This window comes from Lacinutrix undariae (assembly GCF_052934785.1).
On sequence record NZ_CM128809.1, the window covers coordinates 891,450 to 913,377 of the forward strand.

Annotated in this window: 20 protein-coding genes and 1 tRNA gene; 9 read left to right on the top strand and 12 right to left on the bottom strand. The window is 32.6% G+C overall.

Going from position 1 to position 21,928, the window contains the following annotated elements:
• Positions 1-3: 3 nt before the first annotated feature.
• Together rpoN and ACU4C5_RS04000 are read left to right on the top strand one after the other, a co-directional pair.
• A complete protein-coding gene (gene rpoN, locus ACU4C5_RS03995) occupies positions 4-1,470 on the top strand; it encodes an RNA polymerase factor sigma-54 (RefSeq protein WP_446845767.1) in 1,467 nt (488 codons plus the stop codon).
• On the top strand, positions 1,467-2,075 hold the full coding sequence (locus ACU4C5_RS04000) for a hypothetical protein (protein ID WP_446845768.1): 609 nt from the start codon (positions 1,467-1,469) through the stop codon (positions 2,073-2,075). The genes rpoN and ACU4C5_RS04000 overlap by 4 nt, the downstream gene beginning before the upstream one ends.
• Here the strand turns inward: ACU4C5_RS04000 and ACU4C5_RS04005 are convergent.
• The 8 genes from ACU4C5_RS04005 to ACU4C5_RS04040 all read right to left on the bottom strand — a co-directional run bounded on the left by ACU4C5_RS04005 (position 2,070) and on the right by ACU4C5_RS04040 (position 7,221).
• A complete protein-coding gene (locus ACU4C5_RS04005; RefSeq protein WP_446845769.1) occupies positions 2,070-2,768 on the bottom strand; it encodes a porin family protein in 699 nt (232 codons plus the stop codon). The two genes, ACU4C5_RS04000 and ACU4C5_RS04005, sit on opposite strands and share 6 nt — an antisense overlap.
• An 87-nt stretch (positions 2,769-2,855) precedes the next feature.
• Complete coding sequence (locus tag ACU4C5_RS04010) at positions 2,856-3,341, bottom strand: ExbD/TolR family protein (RefSeq protein ID WP_446845770.1); 486 nt, start codon at positions 3,339-3,341, stop codon at positions 2,856-2,858.
• A 21-nt stretch (positions 3,342-3,362) separates the two neighbouring features.
• Positions 3,363-3,959, bottom strand: a complete 597-nt coding sequence (locus ACU4C5_RS04015; protein WP_446845771.1) for an ExbD/TolR family protein — start codon at positions 3,957-3,959, stop codon at positions 3,363-3,365.
• Positions 3,960-3,961: 2 nt separating this feature from the next.
• Positions 3,962-4,402: a hypothetical protein gene (locus ACU4C5_RS04020; RefSeq protein ID WP_446845772.1), complete on the bottom strand. Its 441-nt coding sequence runs from the start codon at positions 4,400-4,402 to the stop codon at positions 3,962-3,964.
• A 9-nt stretch (positions 4,403-4,411) separates the two neighbouring features.
• Positions 4,412-5,182 carry a MotA/TolQ/ExbB proton channel family protein gene (locus ACU4C5_RS04025; protein ID WP_446845773.1) on the bottom strand — a complete coding sequence of 257 codons (771 nt, stop codon included), beginning with the start codon at positions 5,180-5,182 and terminating at the stop codon, positions 4,412-4,414.
• Positions 5,183-5,255: 73 nt separating this feature from the next.
• Positions 5,256-5,343 (bottom strand) — tRNA-Ser (locus ACU4C5_RS04030).
• A gap of 73 nt (positions 5,344-5,416) precedes the next feature.
• Complete coding sequence (locus tag ACU4C5_RS04035; RefSeq protein WP_446845774.1) at positions 5,417-6,448, bottom strand: asparaginase; 1,032 nt, start codon at positions 6,446-6,448, stop codon at positions 5,417-5,419.
• 5 nt (positions 6,449-6,453) lie between these two features.
• Positions 6,454-7,221 carry a TatD family hydrolase gene (locus ACU4C5_RS04040; RefSeq protein WP_446845775.1) on the bottom strand — a complete coding sequence of 256 codons (768 nt, stop codon included), beginning with the start codon at positions 7,219-7,221 and terminating at the stop codon, positions 6,454-6,456.
• Between the two features lie 54 nt (positions 7,222-7,275).
• Between ACU4C5_RS04040 and ACU4C5_RS04045 the strand changes: the two genes are divergently transcribed.
• Together ACU4C5_RS04045 and ACU4C5_RS04050 are read left to right on the top strand one after the other, a co-directional pair.
• Positions 7,276-7,719, top strand: coding sequence for a retropepsin-like aspartic protease (locus ACU4C5_RS04045; protein WP_446845776.1), 444 nt, complete (start codon positions 7,276-7,278; stop codon positions 7,717-7,719).
• A 72-nt stretch (positions 7,720-7,791) separates the two neighbouring features.
• Complete coding sequence (locus ACU4C5_RS04050; RefSeq protein WP_446845777.1) at positions 7,792-8,418, top strand: response regulator; 627 nt, start codon at positions 7,792-7,794, stop codon at positions 8,416-8,418.
• 734 nt (positions 8,419-9,152) lie between these two features.
• On the opposite strand, the gene odhB is transcribed toward ACU4C5_RS04050, so the two are convergent.
• Both odhB and ACU4C5_RS04060 read right to left on the bottom strand, forming a co-directional pair.
• Positions 9,153-10,370: a 2-oxoglutarate dehydrogenase complex dihydrolipoyllysine-residue succinyltransferase gene (gene odhB, locus ACU4C5_RS04055; protein WP_446845779.1), complete on the bottom strand. Its 1,218-nt coding sequence runs from the start codon at positions 10,368-10,370 to the stop codon at positions 9,153-9,155.
• Between the two features lie 32 nt (positions 10,371-10,402).
• Positions 10,403-13,159 carry a 2-oxoglutarate dehydrogenase E1 component gene (locus ACU4C5_RS04060; RefSeq protein WP_446845780.1) on the bottom strand — a complete coding sequence of 919 codons (2,757 nt, stop codon included), beginning with the start codon at positions 13,157-13,159 and terminating at the stop codon, positions 10,403-10,405.
• Positions 13,160-13,297: 138 nt separating this feature from the next.
• Between ACU4C5_RS04060 and ACU4C5_RS04065 the strand changes: the two genes are divergently transcribed.
• The gene (locus tag ACU4C5_RS04065; protein ID WP_446845781.1) at positions 13,298-13,825 is read left to right on the top strand and encodes an alpha-ketoglutarate decarboxylase; all 528 of its coding nucleotides are present in this window, start codon (positions 13,298-13,300) and stop codon (positions 13,823-13,825) included.
• Here the strand turns inward: ACU4C5_RS04065 and ACU4C5_RS04070 are convergent.
• On the bottom strand, positions 13,822-14,172 hold the full coding sequence (locus ACU4C5_RS04070) for a hypothetical protein (protein ID WP_446845782.1): 351 nt from the start codon (positions 14,170-14,172) through the stop codon (positions 13,822-13,824). The two genes, ACU4C5_RS04065 and ACU4C5_RS04070, sit on opposite strands and share 4 nt — an antisense overlap.
• Positions 14,172-15,146, bottom strand: a complete 975-nt coding sequence (locus ACU4C5_RS04075; RefSeq protein WP_446845783.1) for a polyprenyl synthetase family protein — start codon at positions 15,144-15,146, stop codon at positions 14,172-14,174. Before ACU4C5_RS04075 ends, ACU4C5_RS04070 begins: the two co-directional genes overlap by 1 nt.
• Positions 15,147-15,268: 122 nt before the next feature.
• On the opposite strand from ACU4C5_RS04075, the gene ACU4C5_RS04080 reads away from it, so the two are divergent.
• The 4 genes from ACU4C5_RS04080 to ACU4C5_RS04095 are packed head-to-tail and all read left to right on the top strand — an operon-like array spanning position 15,269 to position 21,926.
• Positions 15,269-15,874, top strand: a complete 606-nt coding sequence (locus ACU4C5_RS04080) for a TetR/AcrR family transcriptional regulator (RefSeq protein WP_446845784.1) — start codon at positions 15,269-15,271, stop codon at positions 15,872-15,874.
• Between the two features lies 1 nt (position 15,875).
• Entirely contained in the window at positions 15,876-17,210 is a 1,335-nt protein-coding gene (locus ACU4C5_RS04085) for a TolC family protein (RefSeq protein ID WP_446845786.1), read from the top strand.
• 26 nt (positions 17,211-17,236) lie between these two features.
• On the top strand, positions 17,237-18,409 hold the full coding sequence (locus tag ACU4C5_RS04090; RefSeq protein WP_446845787.1) for an efflux RND transporter periplasmic adaptor subunit: 1,173 nt from the start codon (positions 17,237-17,239) through the stop codon (positions 18,407-18,409).
• A 10-nt stretch (positions 18,410-18,419) separates the two neighbouring features.
• Positions 18,420-21,926 carry an efflux RND transporter permease subunit gene (locus ACU4C5_RS04095; protein WP_446845788.1) on the top strand — a complete coding sequence of 1,169 codons (3,507 nt, stop codon included), beginning with the start codon at positions 18,420-18,422 and terminating at the stop codon, positions 21,924-21,926.
• Positions 21,927-21,928: the final 2 nt, after the last annotated feature.

The window sequence follows — 21,928 nt, forward strand, 5'->3', positions numbered from 1 at the left end:
TTCATGCTTAAACAATTTTTACAGTTTAAATTATCTCAAAAGTTGTCGCCGCAACAAATTCAATTAATGAAATTGATACAGTTGCCAACACAAGCTTTCGAGCAACGCTTAAAGCAAGAAATGGAAGAAAATCCAGCGCTTGAAAGTGGGAAAGAATCTACTGATGAATTTGAAGATAAGTTTGATGAGTTTGACAATTCGGAAGATGACTACAACGATAATGATAGCATCAATGCCGAAGATATAAATGTTGATGAGTATTTAAGCGATGATGCGGTTCCAGAATACCGTACACAAGCCAATAATTACAGTGCAGATGACGAAGAAAAAAACGTGCCTTACGCTGCAGGAACTTCATTTACACAACACCTTACCAATCAATTAAACACATTTCGTCTTACAGATGACGAACATGAAATTGCCGAATTTTTAGTAGGAAGTGTAGACGAAAGTGGTTACATACGCCGCTCGTTAATTGATATTGTTGACGATTTAGCTTTTACTCAAGGTGTTTATACCGATGAAGAAAGTATAGAAAAAGTATTACATAAAGTACATCAGTTAGATCCCGCAGGAGTTGGCGCTAGAAACCTTCAAGAGTGTTTGAGTATTCAATTACACCGAAAAGAAAAACAGCCAGATGTAGAATTAGCCATAGCAATTATAGACAAAGCTTTTGAGCAATTCACTAAGAAACATTATAAGAAATTACTTCAAAAATTCGATATTACAGAAGAGCAACTTAAAGATGCTATTACAGAAATAGAACATCTTAATCCAAAACCAGGAGGTTCGTACGCCGGTAATAATCGTATTGTAGAACATATTGTACCAGATTTTGCTATAAAAATTATAGATGGGGAATTAGATTTAACCCTTAACGGAAGAAACGCCCCAGAGCTTCATGTATCGCGAGAATATAGCAATATGATGAAAGGCTATAAGGAAGCTAAAGACAAATCTAAATCACAAAAAGATGCGGTTTTATTTATTAAACAAAAACTAGATGCAGCCAAATGGTTTATTGAAGCCATTAAGCAACGTCAGCAGACGCTTTTTGTAACGATGAGTACTATTATGCATTATCAAAAAGAATACTTCTTAAGCGGTGATGAGCGTAAATTAAGACCTATGATTCTTAAAGATATCGCCGACGAGATAGAAATGGATGTTTCAACCGTATCTCGTGTTGCAAATAGTAAATATGTAGACACGCCTTACGGAACAAAATTGATAAAAGAATTCTTTTCAGAATCAATGACAAATGATCAAGGTGAAGAAGTTTCTACTCGAGAAATTAAAAAAATTCTTGAAACTGTTATTGAAGAAGAGAATAAGAAAAAACCACTTACAGACGAAAAATTAGCTACTATTTTAAAAGAAAAAGGCTATCCTATTGCAAGACGAACTGTTGCAAAATACAGAGAACAATTAGATATTCCGGTCGCACGATTACGTAAAAAGATATGATGAATCAACTCTTAAGAGCGCTATCGTTTATTTTTCATCCTATTTTAATGCCACTTCTTGGGGTGGTATTTTATTTTTCAAAAACACCGCGTTTTATTCCAGAACCAATTGTAAAGGCTAAAGTATTTTCAATAACCATACTCACAATCGCCTTACCTATTTTACTATATTATCTACTTAAAACTTTAAATAGAGTAGATTCATTTTACCTAAAAACCACCAAAGAACGCCTTGTACCACTTGCTATAAACATTGGTATTATTTTACTGATTTTAACACGTGTATTTACTTTTGAAGAAATCCCAGAACTGTATTTCTTTTTCTTAGGTATATTTTTTTCTACCCTAACCTGTTTAATTTTAGCTTTATTTAAGTTTAAAGCGAGTATTCATATGATTGGGTCGGCAGGTTTTTTTATGTTTGCCATAGCTTTAGCTATTCATTTTAAAATAAATATAAACGGGACAATTGCCTTAATGTGTATTATTTTGGGAGGTATTGCAACTTCACGATTACATATTAAAGCGCATACACCAATTGAGCTTATTATTGGGTTTATTGTTGGTTTATCACCACAATTAATACTCTTAAATTATTGGTTATAAAATGTAGAAAATTAAACCTATTTTAATCACACTAAGGTCTATTTTCTCACCATCAATAGTCGCATCATTATTAAAGATACCATTTAATCCGTAATAGGCATTAAAATTCCAATTATCATAACCTGCGCTCATGGTAAAACCATACTGTAAGTTATTGAAATCCTTATTGGAAGTATGTACAAATTCTCCTAAATCGCCAGTATGTTTAGATTGATTTCCTAAAAGGTAACTAAATTTAAACCCAGGATAGATACGCCAAAACTTATAACTCTCGGCTGTAGAAGTTCGCCATCTATATTCCAAAGGAACTTCAATAGCATAGGTAGAAAATTTGTTTTTGGTATAAGCTTGATCATCATCACCACTTAAAACAGTATAGGTGTAATTATCGCTAACATCTCGAATAAGTAAGTTTTGATTGTATGAGCTATAAGACAATCCAAGGCCAAGACCTATAGCTTTATTACGCTGTTTATTGATAGGCATATCTCTAATAAACCCTAAACTAAATCCACTAGAAAAACCGCTTTGAGATAATCCTTTTGGTTTATTAGATAAAATATTATAAGTTATTGATGCATAAAATTGATCTTCGCGATAGCGACTATCTATCTCAGTGGTATCGATAGCGCTTTGAGCAACACTAAATCCAGTAATAAAACAGGTTATAAAAAAAACTAAAACTGATTTCATTTTGCAAAAATATTTAATTCAAGATACAAAAAAAAGCATCCTGATTATAAAAATCAGGATGCTTAATATAAATTTTAAATAATAAAATTATCGCTTCTCGTTTTGAGAAATATCTCCATTTCTGGTTGTATAGTTAATTTTTAACGCATTCTCTTCTCTAAGAACTTGTTTAATATCACCTACAATCCCCATGTTTGCATCTTTATCTACTTTTAAAGCAGTAGTAAGATATGGAACTAATTCTTCTCTTTTCGAGGCTCTTTCTGCTGCTATAAATGCTTTTACTTCACTTACATCTGCAAATTTGTCATTTAATTGAATACGTGCTTCTTTACCAAATTGAGCTTCAAAACGTTCTGAAGGTTGCCCTACATATATGTACATTACCAAATCTTTTTTATCTAGTTTTTCAACTTGATCTGCACTTGGTAATTCGTTTTTAATCTTTAAGCTATTATCACGCATTACAGTCGCTACCATGAAAAAGAACAATAACATAAATACAATATCCGGTAAAGATGCTGTTGAAATCGCTGGTAATTCGCCTGATTTTTTCTTGTTAAATTTAGACATAAATCTTAGGTTTCTAAATTATTATTGAACTTCAGATAATTTTTGAGGATACTCAAGTTTTATCTTTTCAATTTGTTCTTTTAACTTGGTTTTATTACCTCTATAATTTACGTCGTCGTAATCAGCTTGTAATTCGATAAAAGTTTTTCCATAAAGCTTTAAAGCTCTTTTGTTTCTTAATTCGTTATACGCTGCTACAAGTTCGTTTTGTACAGAAATATATGTTCCATAGGTTGTTTCTCTTTCATTTTTTAAAGAGATAATTGCCTTGTCTGGATTATCTGATGACTTAGGATCTTTTTTCCCATTACAGTAATCACAGGCAACTTCACCTACTCCTCCACCATTATCTAAAAACTCTACTGCTGCTTGACGTAAATCTTTAAGATCCATAATGTCGTCTTCAACAAGTAATTGATCATTTTTATTGATTAATACCGTAAAAATGTTCTTCTGTTTAATAACAGGTGGGTCGGTAACATCTTCAATTGGAGGCAATTTTCTATTTAAACCTGTATCGGTTTCAATAGTTGTTGTCACCAAGAAGAAAATAAGAAGTAAGAATGCAATATCAGCCATTGATCCTGCATTAACTTCGGGTGCTGATCTTTTTGCCATAATTACTTAATCATTTTTTTAACTCCTGATAATAACAATGCTCCTGCAGCAACTACCATTAGTACGTAAAAAGCCATTAATCCAGCTCCTACTAAGTGAGATTCTCCTTCTGTAGCTATTTGTCCGTTGTACGTATAAGTTTGTCCATCAGCACCACTAGATAATGCATAAGAGATTACTAGTACGGCAGCGAAAGCTCCAATTCCTATTAAAGTATTTTTTAGTCCTGAAGTATTTGTAAATAAATTTTTAATTACAAATACAGCAACTATTGCAACTGTAGCATATAACATATAACGAGCTAAATACACGATTGCATCAACAGATCCATTATCTCCTCCTTTGATAGCTTCATCTCCTACAGAGAGAACTCTAACCAAGAAGATAACTCCTGCTAGTCCTAGTAGCGCAGCTACTATTTTTAAAATTTTATGTAAACTCATAGTTGTTTATTATTTTTTGTGTTTTACTAACATATCTATCAATGTGATAGAAGCATCTTCCATATCATTTACAATACTGTCAATTTTTGCAATAATGTAATTGTAGAAAATTTGAAGTATAATAGCCACTACAAGACCAAATACAGTTGTTAATAAGGCAACTTTAATACCTCCAGCTACTAATGATGGTTGCATATCTCCAGCTGCTTCAATTTTATCGAAGGCTTGGATCATACCAATTACAGTTCCCATGAACCCTAACATTGGTGCTAAAGCGATAAATAAAGAAATCCATGATACGTTTTTCTCTAATTGTCCCATTTGTACTCCACCATAAGCTACTACAGCTTTTTCAGCAGCATCGATGTCTCCATCTGCTCTGTCTAAACCTTGGTAAAAGATAGAGGCAACAGGCCCTTTAGTGTTTCTACAAACTTCTTTAGCTGCATCTAAACCTCCAGATGCTAATGCGTCTTCTACGTTTTGAGTTAACTTTTTACTGTTTGTTGTAGATAAGTTTAAAAAGATAATTCTTTCAATTGCAATTGCTAATCCTAAGATTAAACAAAGCAATACAATTCCCATAAATCCTGGTCCACCTTCAATAAAACGTTTCTTTAATTCTTGATGAAACCCAAGTTCTTCAGCAGGAGCTGCGTCATCGTCTTGTGTTACTGTAGCAACTGTTGTTGTTGCTGTTGTTGTCGTGTATGCATTTGCATTAACAGTTCCGAAAGCCATTGTTCCAGCTATGGCTAGGATAGAAAATAATCTTTTCATTGTTCTGAATCTTAATTTTATTAGTTAAAGTGTTAAAGATATAAAAAATTTGCAATTAAAAAATAAAAAACAGCAGAGAGGAAGGGATTCGAACCCTCGATACCCTTTTGAGGTATACACACTTTCCAGGCGTGCGCCTTCGACCACTCGGCCACCTCTCTTTAATTTTAGTTCTTCAATTAGTGGGTCAAATAACAAAAAAATCTTTGAATGCTAAAATTTTGTAAGTTAATTTTAAGACAATTCTCCTCTTAATGAAGTTTCAAAGATGGTTTTGAACGTTTTAGCAGATATATTCTGACCTAACAAATACATCAATTTTGCTATTGCAGCCTCTGTAGTGATGTCTTTTCCTGAGATAATTCCTACATTTTTGAGCTGCGAACTAGTTTCATATTGCCCCATACTGACACTTCCGCCCGAACATTGTGTCACATTGATCACTTTAATGCCTTTTTTTATGGTGGTTTTTAGTAAATCTATAAACCAATCTTCGGTAGTTGCATTTCCTGCACCATAGGTTTCAATAATAACTCCTTTTAATCCTTCGGTATTAATAATACTATATAATATGGTCTCACTAATTCCTGGATATAATTTTATTAACGCAATATTGGTATCAAATATTTTCCTAACTACTAGTTTTTTTCTTGCGTTAGGCTTAAATAAATTGGCATAATTAATAGTAAGATGTACACCTGATTCTGCTAAATGTGGATAATTAAGCGACTCGAAGGCTTCAAAGTGTTCAGCATTTAACTTTGTTGTACGATTACCACGGTATAATTTGTATTCAAAATACAATCCTACTTCTCTTATTATTGGTTTTCCTTGTTTTTGTAAAGAAGCCATTTGTATAGAAGTGATTAAATTTTCTTTGGCATCGGTACGTAAATCTCCTATTGGCAATTGAGATCCTGTTAAAATAACTGGTTTTGCTAAGTTTTCTAACATAAAACTTAATGCTGAAGTGGTATAACTCATGGTATCGCTGCCGTGTAATACTACAAAACCATCAAATTGGTGGTAATTATCTTCAATAAGTTCGGCCATTTGCACCCAATATTCTGGGTTCATATTAGAAGAATCAATAGGTTCATCAAAAGATACCGTATTAATATTACATTCTAATAGCTTTAACTCAGGGATGCGATTTAGTAAATTATTAAAATCGAAAGCTTTTAAAGCGCCAGTATCTGGATCTTTAATCATACCAATGGTTCCGCCGGTATATATTAAAAGAATATTTGGGTGATGCTGCTCCATATAATTTATACTTTAAAAATGTCTTTTGAATTTTGTGTGGTAATGTTGGCTATTTCTGCTTGGGGACGTTGGTAAATATCCGAAAGTTTATCCAATACATTCACAACATAGGCACTTTCATTTCGCTTACCTCTATATGGTGTTGGTGCTAAATAAGGTGCATCGGTTTCTAACACAATGTGTTTTAAATCTATTTCTTTTAAAAATTTATCAATTTTTCCATTTTTAAACGTCACTACTCCACCAATTCCTAATTTCATATTATAAGAAATGGCTTGTTGCGCTTGTGCTAATGTTCCTGTAAAACAGTGAAAAACCCCAAAAAGATCATCGCCTTTTTCTTCTTCTAAAATTTCAAACACTTCATTAAAAGCCTCTCTACAATGAATTACTATAGGTAATTTATAGTGTTTTGCTAATTGAATTTGCTTTCTGAAAGCATCTTGCTGAATTTTTAATGTTGAAGTATCCCAATATAAATCGATGCCTATTTCGCCTATAGCATAAAACGAACGCTTTGCTAATAACTCTTCAACATGTGCTAATTCTTCTTTATAATTTTCCTTCACGGAAGTTGGATGCAAACCTGACATTAAAAACACATGTTTCGGAAAATCGGCTTCTAACTGTAACATTGCTTCGGTGTGAGACGAATCGATAGCAGGAATAAAAAAACGAGATACATTAGCTGCAATAGCACGCTCAATCATTTCGGTTCTATCGCCATCAAAAGCATCACTATATAAATGGGTATGGGTATCTGTAATAATCATTTTGTAAAAATAAATCTTTTATTAGGATTATATTTGCTTAAAAAAAACAAAGGTATGGAAAACAGCTTGCAACACTTTCTTTTAAGCAAAGGATACACAAAAATTAAATTGCATCTTACAAAAACTAATCATATTGAAATTAAAGCCTCTATAAATGGTGTAAAAGGTTTTTTTATTTTAGATACAGGTGCATCGAGTTCTTGTGTAGGTTTTGAAGCTATTACTAAATTTAAATTAAAAGCAAAAGAATCGTCTATAAAAGCAGCTGGAGCAGGTGCAACAGACATGGTTACGCAAATAGCAAAGAAAAACAAGCTTAAAATAGGAAAGTGGAAAAAAGAAAAAGTAGCTTTAATTTTATTTGATCTTACGCATGTAAATACAGCTTTAATAAGTAGAGACTCTAAACCTGTAGACGGAATTATAGGTGCTGACATTTTAAAACAGTGTAAAGGAATTATAGATTACGAGAAAAAATATCTCTACCTTAAACCTTAGTCATATATAGTAATATATACCGAATAGTACTTATATTTACTACTACCTAAGATACCCCTAAAATAATAGTACATGCAAACGTCAATAATAATAGCCGACGATCACCCCCTAATACTTAAAGGACTTAATGATTTTTTGTTAGAATATAAATACAATGTTCTAGCGAGTGCAAAAAACGGAAAAGAAGCTTTTAACCTTATCGAAGAACTTAAGCCTGAAATTGCCATTTTAGATATACAAATGCCTTTTCTTACAGGTTTAGATATTGCAAAAAAATGCAAAGACTTAAACTATAGTACCAAAATAATACTCATCACTTTTGAAAAAGACGAATCTATATACAACCAAGCCAAAGTGCTTAATATATATGGTTACGTATTAAAAGAATTTGCTTTAGCAGAAATTGAAACCTGCATTGCATCTGTATTAAATAATACCCCTTATTTTAGTCCAGAATTATTATCTTACTTAGAGACTGAAAAGATCCCTGCAGACTTGCTCAATTTAACACCTACCGAAAAAAACGTATTAAAACTTATTGCTAAAAACAACACAGCAAAAGAAATTGGAGAAATCATGTTTATTTCGAGTAGAACGGTAGAAAAGCACAAAAGCAATATTATAAAAAAAGTAGGCTTAGAGCCCAAGCACACTAGCCTTTCGCTATTTGCAAAGGAGAACGAATCTTTCTTAAATTGAAAATTACGTAGTTCTACGTATTGTACAACACGTAAATAATAGTGACCTTTACAGTGCTATTAATCATTTTTTAAGAAGACAACTCCTTAATTTCAAAAAAAGGCATTAAGGAGTTTTCTTAAAAGGTATTCAATCATAAAATCATGAAAAACAAGTTTTCACTTTTGGACGCCCCGTTTATTATTACTTTAGTATTAAGTGCTATTTTGGTAATATTTATGAATATTATAGTCTGCCTTAGATAATCTTAACCTACTTATCAAGAAAGAGAAAACACAAAACATTATGTTTTGTGTTTTTTTTGTTAGAAATTGGCAGATAAAACAGTAACAAAAATAGAATACGGGTACTTTTCTTATAAAAAGATGTATAAATATCCAAAATACCTCAAAATATACGTATAACTACGTATTGTATAACAGCTAAACATTTCTGATATTTACAATGCTATTAATTAGTTCTTAGGGAGAATTTTTGAAAGCTCTGAATTGTAATGATTCAGAGCTTTTAATTTTAAAAAAAGATCCTAATTCTTATTTTTTAAATCTACTTAAATGAGTAAACAACCTAGCTTTCTAAATAAATATTTAATTATAGGCTTAATCATCACAGCAATTTTAGTTATCTCAATAAATATTCTTGTTAATTTTTTATAGTTAGTCTTTATTATAAAAAAAGAAAAGCGCAAATCATTTCTGATTTGCGCTTTTTATTTAGTTATTAAAAAGTATGCTCTATAACTCTAAAGCTTTTTTAATATCACTATTCATTAATAATTCTGTTGGGTTTTCAAGAGCTTCTTTTACTGCTACTAAAAATCCTACACTTTCTTTACCATCAATAATTCTATGATCATAAGATAATGCAACATACATCATTGGGTGAATTACCACTTGTCCGTTAACAGCAATTGGTCTTTCAATAATATTATGCATTCCTAAAATTCCACTTTGTGGTGGGTTAATAATAGGTGTAGATAACATACTTCCAAATACACCACCATTAGTGATTGTAAATGTACCACCTGTCATTTCATCAACAGTAATTTGACCGTCTCTTGCACGAAGTGCTAAACGTTTTACTTCAGATTCAACCCCTCTAAATGATAAATTTTCTGCATTTCTGATTACTGGCACCATTAAACCTTTAGGTCCTGATACAGCAATACTAATATCACAAAAATCGTAAGAAATCATTTCTTTTCCTGCCATCATTGAGTTTACAGCTGGATACATTTCTAAAGCTCTAACTACTGCTAGTGTAAAGAAACTCATAAATCCTAAACCTACGCCATGCTTTGCTTTGAAAGCTTCTTTATATTCTGAACGTAACGCAAAAATTGGAGACATATCTACCTCGTTAAACGTTGTTAACATTGCGGTTGTGTTTTTAACCTCAACTAAACGTTCTGCAACTTTACGACGTAACATTGATAATTTTGAACGCGACTCTCCACGAGATCCTCCTGTAGGAGTTCCCATAGATGGTTTTGCATTTACAGCATCATCTTTAGTTACACGACCATCTTTACCTGATCCTGAAATCTGAGATGCTTGCATTCCTTTTTCAGATAAAATTTTCTTAGCTGCAGGACTTGCTGTACCTGTTGCGTAAGTTTTTGTTTCTGCTGCAACTGGAGTTGCTTTAGGTGCTTCGGCTTTTGGAGCTTCGGCTTTTGTTTCTTCTTTAACTGGAGCATCACCATCTGGTTTTGCTGCGCTTGTATCAATTAAACAAACAACCTCACCAACTGCTACGGCATCACCTTCTTCGGCTTTAAGTGTTATTATTCCACTAGCTTCTGCTGGAAGTTCTAGTGTTGCTTTATCACTATCTACTTCTGCTATGGCTTGGTCTTTTTCAACGTAATCACCATCGGCAACTAACCATTCTGCAATTTCTACTTCTGTAATAGATTCTCCCGGTGAAGGAACTTTCATTTCTAAAATCATTGTTGTATAATTTTATGTTTTGTATTGTTTAATTATCTCTGATTATTTTTTGTTTTGTCAAAAACAAAGTCTATAACTTCTTGATGACGTTTTTTAGAACGTGTTGAACTACCTGCTGCTGGTGCACCGTATGGTCGTCTTGTTGCTGCTCTAAATGTTTTTGCTTCATCAAGATTCATTAGCATGTGACTATAAGCCCCCATGTTTCTTGGCTCTTCTTGTGCCCAAACAATATCGTCTGCATTTGTATATTTTGCTAAAACAGCTTTAATTTCTGCTTCTGGTAATGGGAATAATTGTTCTATTCTCACTAAAGCGATATCTGTGCGTTCTAGTTTTTCTTGTTGTTCTAATAAATCGTAATAGAATTTACCTGTTACAAATACTAATGTTTTTACGGCTTCAGCTTTTGCTTTAGCATCGTCAATTAACATTTGGAAACTTCCATTAGCAAATTCTTCAACGGAAGATACCACTTTTGGATTTCTTAGTAAACTTTTTGGAGTAAATACTATTAATGGTTTTCTAAATTTCGCTTTTACTTGTTTACGCAATAAGTGAAAAAAGTTGGCTGGTGTTGTACAATCTGCAATAAACATATTGTCTTTTGCACATAGTTGTAGGTAACGTTCCATACGAGCTGAAGAGTGTTCTGCTCCTTGACCTTCGTAACCGTGAGGTAACAACATCACTAATCCGTTTTGAAGTTTCCACTTATCTTCGGCTGCCGATATATATTGATCTAACATAATTTGAGCTCCATTACTGAAATCTCCAAATTGTGCTTCCCAAATGGTTAATGTTTTTGGACTTGCCATAGCGTATCCATAATCAAAACCTACTACTCCGTATTCTGATAATAATGAATTATATATAAAGAATTTCCCTTGTTTGTCACTTAATTTATTAAGTAATACAATTTCTTCTTCACTGTCTTCAACTTTTACAACAGCGTGACGGTGAGAGAATGTTCCTCTTTCTACATCTTGTCCAGACATTCTTACATCGTGTCCTTCTTCTAATAAAGAGCCGTATGCTAAATGTTCGGCCATAGCCCAATCTAATTTATCACCATCAAACATCGTTTGTCTAGATTGCACTAAACGTTCTATTTTTCGGATAAATTTCTTGTTTTCTGGTAAGTTAGAAATCACTTTAGCTATTTTAGTCAACCCTTCTTTAGAATACGTTGTATCAACAGTTTTAAGCATTTTATCTTCTTCAACAGTCACATAATCTACCCATTCATTTTGCATAAACGGAGTGATTACTGTTTTGTCTTCTTTACGTGAATCTTCAAGTTTCACTTCTAAAGAATCTTTATAGTCTTTTTCTAATTGTGCCACGTGATCTTTAGTAATTACACCTTCAGCGATTAGCTTTTGTGCGTAAAGATCTCTTGGGTTGCTATGCTTAGAAATTGCTTTGTATAGTTTTGGTTGCGTAAAACGTGGTTCATCACCTTCGTTATGCCCGTATTTTCTATATCCTAATAAATCAATAAAAACATCACGTTTAAATGTCATTCTAAAATCTAAAGCAAATAACATAGCGTGTACTACTGCTTCTGCATCATCTGCATTTACGTGTAATACTGGCGACAATGTTACTTTTGCAATATCTGTACAGTAAGTACTTGATCTTGCATCTAAGTAATTTGTAGTAAACCCAATTTGGTTATTCACCACAATATGTATAGTTCCTCCTGTTTTGTATCCATCTAACTGTGCCATTTGCACAATTTCGTATACTAAACCTTGTCCAGCAATTGCCGCATCACCATGTACTACTATTGGTAATACTTGCGATGGGTTATCTACGTATTTATCGTCTTGTTTTGCTCTTGTAATTCCTTCAACAACTGCACCAACGGTCTCTAAGTGAGATGGATTTGGAGCAATATTAAGGTTTATTTTCTTTCCAGAATTAGTAACACGATCACTAGTCCATCCTAAATGGTATTTTACATCACCATCAAAAACTTTCTCTTCGTAATCTTTTCCGTCAAATTCACTAAAGATATCTTTTGCCGATTTGCCAAAGATGTTGGTAAGCGTACTTAAACGCCCACGGTGAGCCATCCCCATAACAAATTCTTTAACACCTTGGTCTGCTGCGCTTTCAATAAGTGCATCTAATCCTGGTATTAAAGATTCACCTCCTTCAAGAGAAAAACGTTTTTGTCCTACATACTTTGTATGTAAAAAACTTTCAAAAGACACTGCTTCGTTAAGTTTCTTTAGGATACCTTTTTTCTGATCTGAAGAGAAGTTAGAGTGATTATCATTTACATGTAATCGCCCTTGAATCCATTTTCTTAATTCTGGATTCCTTATATACATATACTCTACTCCAATGGAGTCGCAGTAAATGCTTTCAAGATGTTTAATGATTTCTCGTAAAGATTGTGCTCCAATCTTTATGATTTCACCGGCACTAAAAACGGTATCTAAATCGGCTTGTGACAAACCAAAATGTTGAAGTTCTAGTGTAGGTTCATATTTTCTACGTTCGCGAACTGGGTTTGTTTTTGTAAACAAGTGTCCGCGTGTTCTGTAACCATCGATAAGATTTACAACTTGAAATTCTTTTTGAACATGTTCTGGAACTTCGGCTGAAATCTTTTCTGACACCTCAACGGTATCATTGTAAGTTTCAGTACCAAAGTCGTAACCTTGAAAAAAGGCTCTCCAACTAGGTTCAATAGAGTCTGGGTTTTGTAAATACTGGTCGTAAAGTTCAGCAAAGTATGCTGTGTGTGCTGCGTTTAAAAAGGAATATTTATCCATATATAATTTAAAACTGAATCGTTCAATCAAAATTTCAATCAAAAATACAACTTTTAGTAAAAATAGGTAAGCTTTTAGTATATTTATAAGAGATTATTAACTAAAATTTTCAAAAACCGTATAAAAACTCAAAATTATATGTATTACACATCTTCAAAAGTTAAGTTTTTAATAGCTTTTCTTCTTACAATTACAGCCGGATTATCTGCTCAAAATAGCAGTTCACCCCCTAATGAATTTTGGAAAAATGTAAGATTTGGTGGAAGCGCCGGCGCAGGTTTTACTAACGATTTTTTCAGTATTACTATTGCCCCGAGTGCTATTTATGATTTTAACGACTATTTTTCTTTAGGAGTAGGCTTAAATGGTACTTATAACTCAAGAAAAAACGTTTATAAATCTACTATTATTGGAGGTAGTTTAATAGGATTCTTTAATCCTATTAATGACATTCAATTATCAGCAGAATTTGAAGAACTTAACGTGAGTAGAAAGTGGGACAATTCTGCCATTGAGAATGAAAATTATTGGTATCCAGCGCTATTTTTAGGTGCGGGTTATCGTACTGATAATTTTACAATAGGAATTAGATACGATGTATTGTATAATGAAAGTGACAGTATTTATGCTACAGCTTGGATGCCTTTTGCGAGAATTTATTTTTAAGAATATTGTTGTTTAAACCACACTTTTTGCCATTCACGTTTTAAAATTAAAAAAGCAACTTGTTGGGATAGGATTAACGTATCGCTACCATCAAGTTGTTTTATTTTTTCTTCGGAAACATCAACTATATATAATAGGTTAAGATATTCGGCAAATTTATCTTGAATTAACTTATATACTGTTTCATGTAAACTCAGTTTTAAATTTGAAGGAGATATATTTTCTTCAAAATCTAAATCTATATTCGCATACAGGAAATCTTTATTTAATTGTTTTATAAGTTTTGCGTACAAATTATTAGTTGTTGCTTCACTTATAAGTCCCTCAAAATTTTCTGGTAATTGCATTACACTTCTCTATTCATTAATTGCGTACCAAACTGCATTAATCCTGCTTTATGGTTTTCAGAAATTGCTAAACCATCTAAAACTTGAAAAGCAATATTGGTAAAACGTTCAATTTCTTTCTTGGTTGCTTCGGCAGCACCACTAGATTTAAAAATCTGTTTTGTAGTTTCTATTTTATCTGAAGTATCTGTTGGGTTTACACTAAATAAATGTTGTAACTCTTGTTTATCTTCTTCCGAAGAGAATTCTACCGCTTTAATATATAGGAAGGTTTTTTTATTTTCAATAATGTCTCCCCCTACTTGTTTTCCAAAAGTTTTAGGATCTCCAAACGCATCTAGATAATCATCTTGAAGTTGAAATGCTATTCCTAAATTTCTACCAAATTCGTAAATTCCTTTTTGATCTTCGCTAGATGCACCAGCTACAATTGCTCCCATTTGCATTGCTGCTCCAACTAAAACAGCCGTTTTGTATTCAATCATTTTTAAATACTCAGCAACGGTTACGTCATCTCTTTCTTCAAAATCAACATCATATTGTTGTCCTTCACAAACTTCTAAAGCTGTTTTGCTAAATAATTTTGCAAGTGCTAAAAACGTATGTGGTTCGTAATTTTCAAAAAGTTGATATGCCATAATTAGCATCGCATCTCCAGATAAAATACCAGTATTAAGATCCCATTTTTCGTGTACCGTTTCTTTTCCTCTACGTAAAGGCGCATCATCCATAATATCATCATGCACTAATGAAAAATTATGAAACACTTCAATACTTAAAGCTGCATTTAAAGCTACTTTATGATCACTGTTAAAAATTTCGGCAGTCATTAAAGTTAACACCGGGCGTAAACGCTTTCCGCCTAAGGTTAAAATATAATTGATAGGACTATATAAAGAAGCTGGTTCTCTATCAACTGTAAACTTTTTTAAATACGACGTAAATGCGTCTTGGTAAAATGGTACGTTTTGCATGCCGCAAAAATAATGCAAATGAAATAACTAATGCAACATCTTTAACGAATATTAAAAAATCAATAAAACTTAGGAAACTTTTTAGGTTTTTAAAGTTTCCTAATGTATTTTTGCACTCAATTATGAGAACACAAATTATTAACACAGCAGCAGAATTATTTTTATCGTTAGGCTTTAAAAGCGTTACGATGGATGATATTGCTCATAAAATAGGAATATCTAAAAAAACAATTTATGTACATTTTGCTAACAAAACAAAACTTGTAGAAGCGGTTACTTTTGAACTTTTTGAGTCTATATGCACAGGTATTGATTGTATTTGTGGTGCTTCAAAAAATCCAATTGAAGAGTTATACGACATAAAAATGTTTGTAATGACGCACCTAAAGAATGAAAAAACTTCACCTAGGTATCAGCTTAAAAAATATTACCCACAAATTCACAACAGATTGCATTTAAAACAGTTTGACAAAATGCACAAATCTGTAAAACATAGTCTTCAAAACGGAATTGACACCGGTTTATTCAGGCCAAATATTGATGTGGAATTTATTTCGAGAATGTATTTTAGCGGAATGATTGGAATTAAAGAAGAAACCATTTTTCCACAAGAACAATTTAATATGGAATATTTAATAGAGAGCTATCTAGAATACCACTTAAGAGCCATTGTTACCAACAATGGAATGATAATTTTAAATAAATTTATAACATCAAATCAATCATAAAATGAAACACAAATTTATATTTGTTTTTAGTGTCTTATTATCCCTCACTGGATTTGCACAGCAAGATACACAAAGCTACAGTTTACAAGAAGCTATAGATTATGCTTTGGAGCACAATCGCACCGTAATAAATGCAGGTAAAGATATTGAAGCTGCCGAGCAACAAAAATGGGAAACAACCGCAAGTGGTTTACCTCAAATTAATGCTAGCGTAGATTATAATAACTGGCTAAAACAACAAATTACACCTGTCGATTTAGATGGCGATGGCACCAATGAAGAGTTTGTGTTAGGACAACCACAATCTTTAAGCGCGACTGCAACTTTAACTCAAAAACTATTTGACGGCTCTTATCTTGTAGGATTACAATCTGCAAAAGTATTTTTAGAAATTTCAAAAAATGCTAAAACTAAAACCGATTTAAGCATTAGAACTTCTGTTATTAATGCCTACGGAAATGTACTTTTAGCAGAAGAAAGCATCGCCATTCTAAATAAAAATATTGAAGTGCTTCAGAAAAACTTAGATGAAACTACTAAAATTTTTGAAAACGGATTAGAAGAAGAAGAAAGCGTAGAGCAACTTCAAATTACATTATCGGGTGTAAAAAGTCAGTTAAACAATACCAACAGATTAAAAAAATTAGCCTATCAAATGCTAAACATTACTATAGGTATAGATTTAAACACACCAACAACACTTACAGATAATCTAGAAACTTTAACCGCAAAAAATATTAGCTTAGAATTATTAGAAAGCGATGAAGCAGTTGAAAACACGATAGATTACCTTATTGCTGAAAACAATAAAACATCAAAAGAATTACTTGTAAAACTTGAAAGAAGCAAAGCTTTACCAACCTTAAACGCTTTTATAAATGGCGCTTACACAGGAAACAGCGACACATTTACTTTTACTGAAAACAGTCAAAAATGGTACGGTTCTTCAGCATTTGGAGTAAGTATGAGTATTCCAATATTTAGTTCAGGAATGCGAAGTGCAGCCACACAACGCGCAAAAATAAACTTAGAAAAATCTCAAGAAGATTTAAATGAAACTGAACAACAATTAAAGTTTCAAATTACATCTGCAAAAAGTGATTACCAATTTGCTATTGAAGATTACAACAACAAAAAACAAAACTTAAACCTAGCCGAACGTATAGAGCAAAAAAACCAAACCAAATTTTTTGAAGGTATTGCCTCTAGTTTTGAGCTTCGTCAAGCACAAACCCAACTATATACTGCGCAACAAGAATTTTTACAAGCTATGCTAGATGTTATAAACACTAAAGCAGCTTTAGAAACAGCTTTAAACACCGTAGAACTTAACTAAACTCAATCAAAAACAATCTCTCAACCATGAAACATATATTTTCACTTTTTATCGTCACTATATTACTAGTCTCTTGTGGAGGCGAAAAGAAAAGAAATTCCGTAGAAAAAATCTTAGAAAGCAACGATCTTAATACCATAAGAACAAAACGTGCTGAACTTGTAGGAGAACAAGATGCAATTCACGGAAAAATAAAATTATTAGATCAAAAAATTGCGGAGATTGATACCGTAAAACATGTACCATTAATCACAACTATTACAGCTAAAGAAGAAGTTTTTAATCACGTTTTAGAAATTCAAGGAAACGTAACTACCAAAAACTTATTAGTAATTACCCCTGAGTATAGTGGGATTCTTACAGCTGTAAATGTAACCGAAGGTCAAAAAGTAACTAAAGGTCAAATTTTAGCACGTATTGACGATGGAGGATTAGGACAACAGTTAGCACAATTACAAATTCAAACAGAATTAGCAAAAACAACTTATGAACGTCAACAACGTTTATGGAACCAAAATATTGGTAGCGAAATTCAGTTTTTACAAGCAAAATCTACTTACCAAGCACAAAGTAAAGCCGTAAGTCAATTACAACAACAAGTTGCAAAAACAATAGTTAGAGCACCTTTTACAGGAACAATTGATGATGTTATTACAGAAAAAGGAAATGTAGTTGCTGCCGGACAGACACAATTAATGCGTATTATAAACCTAAACGATATGTACATTGAAACTGATGTACCAGAAAGCTATATTTCTAATATTGTAAAAGGTAAAAATGTAGAAGTATTAATTCCGGTATTAGGAAAAACAGTACAAACAACTATTCGTCAAGCTGGAGATTTTATCAATCCTGCAAACCGTACATTTAAAGTAGAAGTTGGTATTCCTAACAAAGCAAAAGACATTAAACCTAACTTAACAGCTAAACTTAAAATTAATGATTACACTAATGAGAAAGCGTTATTAATTCCGCAAAGTATAGTTTCAGAAAATGCAGAAGGTGAACAGTACGTTTATGTGATTACAGACAAAAACGATAAAAATCAAGGTGTAGCTAACAAGGTAATTATTAAAACCGGAAAAACACAAGGTGACGTTATTGAAGTTTTAGACGGTATTAAAGATGGAGCTGAAGTTGTAAAAGAAGGTGCACGTAGCGTGAAAGACAAACAAACTGTTGAAGTAATTAACGAGTAACAAGAAACTGATGACTAAAAAAAATAAAAAGCAAGTCGAAAATGAGTTTGGAGCATCATCGTGGGCAATTAACAACAAAACCACTATGTACGTTCTTATTCTCTTGTTCTTTTACTTGGGTATTAAGGCATTTTTTGACATGCCAAGAGAAAATTTCCCTGAAGTAAACGAAACAAAAATATACGTTAGTGCTATTTTCCCTGGAAATACTGCCGAAGACATTGAAAAACTAATTACCGATCCTCTTGAAGACGAGTTAAAAACCGTTAGTAATGTTGTAGAAATCACCTCAACATCTCAAGAAGATTACGGAATGTTAGTCATTGAGTTTGACGACGGAATTTCTGTTGATCAAGCCAAACAAAAAGTAAAAGACGAAATAGATACTAAAACTTCTGGAGAAGATTGGCCAAGTTTTAATGGTGCTAAAGTAGAACCAGACGTTTTTGAATTGAGTATGTCTGAAGAAATGCCTATCCTTAATATTAATATTTCGGGAGATTACCCGATTGAAAAATTAAAGGAATATGGTGAATACCTTCAAGATGAAATTGAAGACTTACAAGAAATCAAGAAAGTTGATATTCGTGGAGCTCAAGAAAAAGAAGTTGAAGTTGCAGTAGATATTTATAAAATGATGGCTGCTAATGTAACTTTCAGTGACATTATTAATACTATAAATAACGGAAACGTTACCATGTCGGCAGGTAATTTAATTGCAAGTGGGCAACGTCGTACTATTCGTATTCTTGGAGAAATAAATACACCTTCAGAATTAGAAGACTTTGTAGTAAAAGCAGAAAATGAACACCCAATTTACCTTAAAGATATTGCAGTTGTAAAATTTAAGGAAGAAGACAAAACCACTTATGCGCGTGAGTTTGGATATCCTGTTGTAATGTTGGATGTTAAAAAACGTGCAGGAAAAAATATGGTGGCTGCCGCCGAACAAATTCAAGTTATTGTAAAAGATGCTATTGAAAACGTATTCCCTAAAGACCTAAATATCACTGTAACTAACGATCAATCATCAAAAACCATTGGTCAAGTTGATGATTTAGTAAACAACATTATTTTTGGTGTTATTTTAGTGGTTACCGTTTTAATGTTCTTCTTAGGATTTAAAAACGCCTTATTTGTAGGGTTTGCCATACCAATGTCTATGTTTATGTCACTAATGATATTACAATTATTAGGACAGAGTTTAAATACTATGGTACTTTTTGGTCTTATTATGGGGCTTGGAATGCTTGTAGATAATGGTATTGTAGTCGTTGAAAACGTATACCGTTTAATGCAAGACGAAGGCATGAGCCGTATTGAGGCTGCTAAAGTAGGAATTGGAGAAATTGCTTTTCCTATTATTATATCAACAGCTACAACTGTTGCTGCATTTATTCCGTTAGGTTTATGGCCAGGAATTATGGGTGAATTCATGAAAATCTTACCTATTACACTATCTGTAGTTTTAGGATCTTCATTATTTGTAGCCATCTTTTTCAATTCAGTATTAGTATCAAAATACATGACTATTGAAGATAAAGACATGCCAATAAAACAGATTATAAAAATCTCTGTAATTATGTTAGTTCTTGGGTTGCTTATCCTATTTGTAGGTGGTACTTACCGAGGTCTTGGAACCATCATGATTTTTACAGTCATTTTACTTTGGGCTTACCGTTTATTTTTACGTAAATGGGCTAATAGTTTCCAAACTAAAACCTTAGTGAAATTAGAAAACTGGTACGAACGTCAATTACGTAGTTCTCTTTCAGGAAAAAGACCTTATATATTAACTATAGGAACCTTCTTACTATTAATTGCTGCTTTTGTTGCTTTTGGAATTTCGTTAAGCACCAAAAGAACAAAAGTTGAATTTTTCCCAGACAATAAACCAAATCAAATTATTGTTTATATCGAATACCCTCAAGGTACCGCAATTGAAAAAACCAATACCATAACCAAACGTATTGAAGAACGCGTATTTAAAGTATTAGATAATGATCAATATAAAGATGGTGATTACAACTTTTTAGTTGAAAGTGCCGTAGCTCAAGTTGGTGAAGGTGCCGGAAATCCACAAACAGATAGTGGTTCTTCCGCCGAAATGCCTCATAAAGCAAAAATTACAGCTTCAATGCGCGAGTATAAATATCGTAAAGGGGAAGACAGTGAATTGCTACGTCAAAAAGTACAAGAAGATCTTGTTGGAGTTTTTCCTGGAGTTTTAATCTCAGTTGAAAAAGATGTTAACGGACCTCCTGTAGGACCTCCAATTAATATAGAAATTGAAGGTGATGATTATGATGAGCTTATTGCTACTGCCGAAAACATGCGTGAGTTTATCAATGCTAAAGATATACAAGGTATTGACGAGCTTAAAATTGATGTAAATAAAGATAAACCAAGCATGCGTGTGGTGGTTGATCGTAAAAAAGCTGGAGAATTAGGTATTAGCGCCTCACAAGTTGGACAACAATTACGTAGTTCAATATTTGGATCTAAAGCTGGTATTTATAAAGAAGACGGTGATGATTACGATATTTACATTCGTTTTAATGAAGAAAACAGATATAACACAAGCGCCTTATTTAATCAAAACATTACGTTTAGAAACCAATTAGGGCAGTTAAAAAGTGTTCCAGTTTCTGCGATAGCAAAACATGAAAACAATTCAGGTTTTAGCGCTATTAAACACAAAGATACACGCCGTGTAGTAACAGTGTACTCTGCATTATCTCCAGGATATACAGATGCAGGAGCAATTGTTGCTCAAGTGCAAAATGAAATGAAAAATTATGAAGGTCTACCAGAAAATATTAAAGTAGATTACACAGGTCAGATTGAAGAACAAAACAAGCAAATGTTATTCTTAATGGGTGCGTTCTTTACTGGTTTAGGTTTAATTTTCTTCATCTTAATCTTTCAATTTAATTCTATTTCAAAACCAACAATCATTATGTTGGCTATTTTCTTAAGTTTCATTGGAGTATTTGGTGGAATTGTACTTACAGGAAGTGCCTTTGTAATTATGATGACCATGGTTGGAATTATATCCCTTGCGGGAATTGTAGTAAATAATGGTGTAGTACTTTTAGATTACGCACAATTATTAATAGACCGAAAAAAGAATGATTTAGATCTTGGTAAAGATGATTACTTAACTAGCGAAGATTTATATGAAAGTATTGTTACCGCCGGAAAAGCACGTTTACGTCCAGTATTACTTACAGCAATCACTACTATATTAGGTTTAGTACCATTAGCTATTGGTTTAAACATTAACTTTTTTACATTATTTTCAGAATTAAACCCTCATATATACATGGGTGGAGATAATGTAGTGTTTTGGGGACCATTAGCATGGACCGTTATTTACGGATTATTTATAGCTACCTTCTTAACATTAATTGTAGTACCAATTTTATTCTTTTTAACCATGAAATTAAAAATGTGGTTACATTACAGAAATGAACAACCCGTAGTTACTGCACCAAACAGTACTATTAAAGATTAATT

What these genes read in the sequence shown, in the direction of transcription:
- rpoN (WP_446845767.1), top strand. Translation starts at nt 4, where the DNA reads ATGCTTAAACAATTTTTACAGTTTAAATTATCTCAAAAGTTGTCGCCG.
- ACU4C5_RS04000 (WP_446845768.1), top strand. Translation starts at nt 1,467, where the DNA reads ATGATGAATCAACTCTTAAGAGCGCTATCGTTTATTTTTCATCCTATT.
- ACU4C5_RS04005 (WP_446845769.1), bottom strand. Translation starts at nt 2,768, where the DNA reads ATGAAATCAGTTTTAGTTTTTTTTATAACCTGTTTTATTACTGGATTT.
- ACU4C5_RS04010 (WP_446845770.1), bottom strand. Translation starts at nt 3,341, where the DNA reads ATGTCTAAATTTAACAAGAAAAAATCAGGCGAATTACCAGCGATTTCA.
- ACU4C5_RS04015 (WP_446845771.1), bottom strand. Translation starts at nt 3,959, where the DNA reads ATGGCAAAAAGATCAGCACCCGAAGTTAATGCAGGATCAATGGCTGAT.
- ACU4C5_RS04020 (WP_446845772.1), bottom strand. Translation starts at nt 4,402, where the DNA reads ATGAGTTTACATAAAATTTTAAAAATAGTAGCTGCGCTACTAGGACTA.
- ACU4C5_RS04025 (WP_446845773.1), bottom strand. Translation starts at nt 5,182, where the DNA reads ATGAAAAGATTATTTTCTATCCTAGCCATAGCTGGAACAATGGCTTTC.
- ACU4C5_RS04035 (WP_446845774.1), bottom strand. Translation starts at nt 6,448, where the DNA reads ATGGAGCAGCATCACCCAAATATTCTTTTAATATATACCGGCGGAACC.
- ACU4C5_RS04040 (WP_446845775.1), bottom strand. Translation starts at nt 7,221, where the DNA reads ATGATTATTACAGATACCCATACCCATTTATATAGTGATGCTTTTGAT.
- ACU4C5_RS04045 (WP_446845776.1), top strand. Translation starts at nt 7,276, where the DNA reads ATGGAAAACAGCTTGCAACACTTTCTTTTAAGCAAAGGATACACAAAA.
- ACU4C5_RS04050 (WP_446845777.1), top strand. Translation starts at nt 7,792, where the DNA reads ATGCAAACGTCAATAATAATAGCCGACGATCACCCCCTAATACTTAAA.
- odhB (WP_446845779.1), bottom strand. Translation starts at nt 10,370, where the DNA reads ATGATTTTAGAAATGAAAGTTCCTTCACCGGGAGAATCTATTACAGAA.
- ACU4C5_RS04060 (WP_446845780.1), bottom strand. Translation starts at nt 13,159, where the DNA reads ATGGATAAATATTCCTTTTTAAACGCAGCACACACAGCATACTTTGCT.
- ACU4C5_RS04065 (WP_446845781.1), top strand. Translation starts at nt 13,298, where the DNA reads ATGTATTACACATCTTCAAAAGTTAAGTTTTTAATAGCTTTTCTTCTT.
- ACU4C5_RS04070 (WP_446845782.1), bottom strand. Translation starts at nt 14,172, where the DNA reads ATGCAATTACCAGAAAATTTTGAGGGACTTATAAGTGAAGCAACAACT.
- ACU4C5_RS04075 (WP_446845783.1), bottom strand. Translation starts at nt 15,146, where the DNA reads ATGCAAAACGTACCATTTTACCAAGACGCATTTACGTCGTATTTAAAA.
- ACU4C5_RS04080 (WP_446845784.1), top strand. Translation starts at nt 15,269, where the DNA reads ATGAGAACACAAATTATTAACACAGCAGCAGAATTATTTTTATCGTTA.
- ACU4C5_RS04085 (WP_446845786.1), top strand. Translation starts at nt 15,876, where the DNA reads ATGAAACACAAATTTATATTTGTTTTTAGTGTCTTATTATCCCTCACT.
- ACU4C5_RS04090 (WP_446845787.1), top strand. Translation starts at nt 17,237, where the DNA reads ATGAAACATATATTTTCACTTTTTATCGTCACTATATTACTAGTCTCT.
- ACU4C5_RS04095 (WP_446845788.1), top strand. Translation starts at nt 18,420, where the DNA reads ATGACTAAAAAAAATAAAAAGCAAGTCGAAAATGAGTTTGGAGCATCA.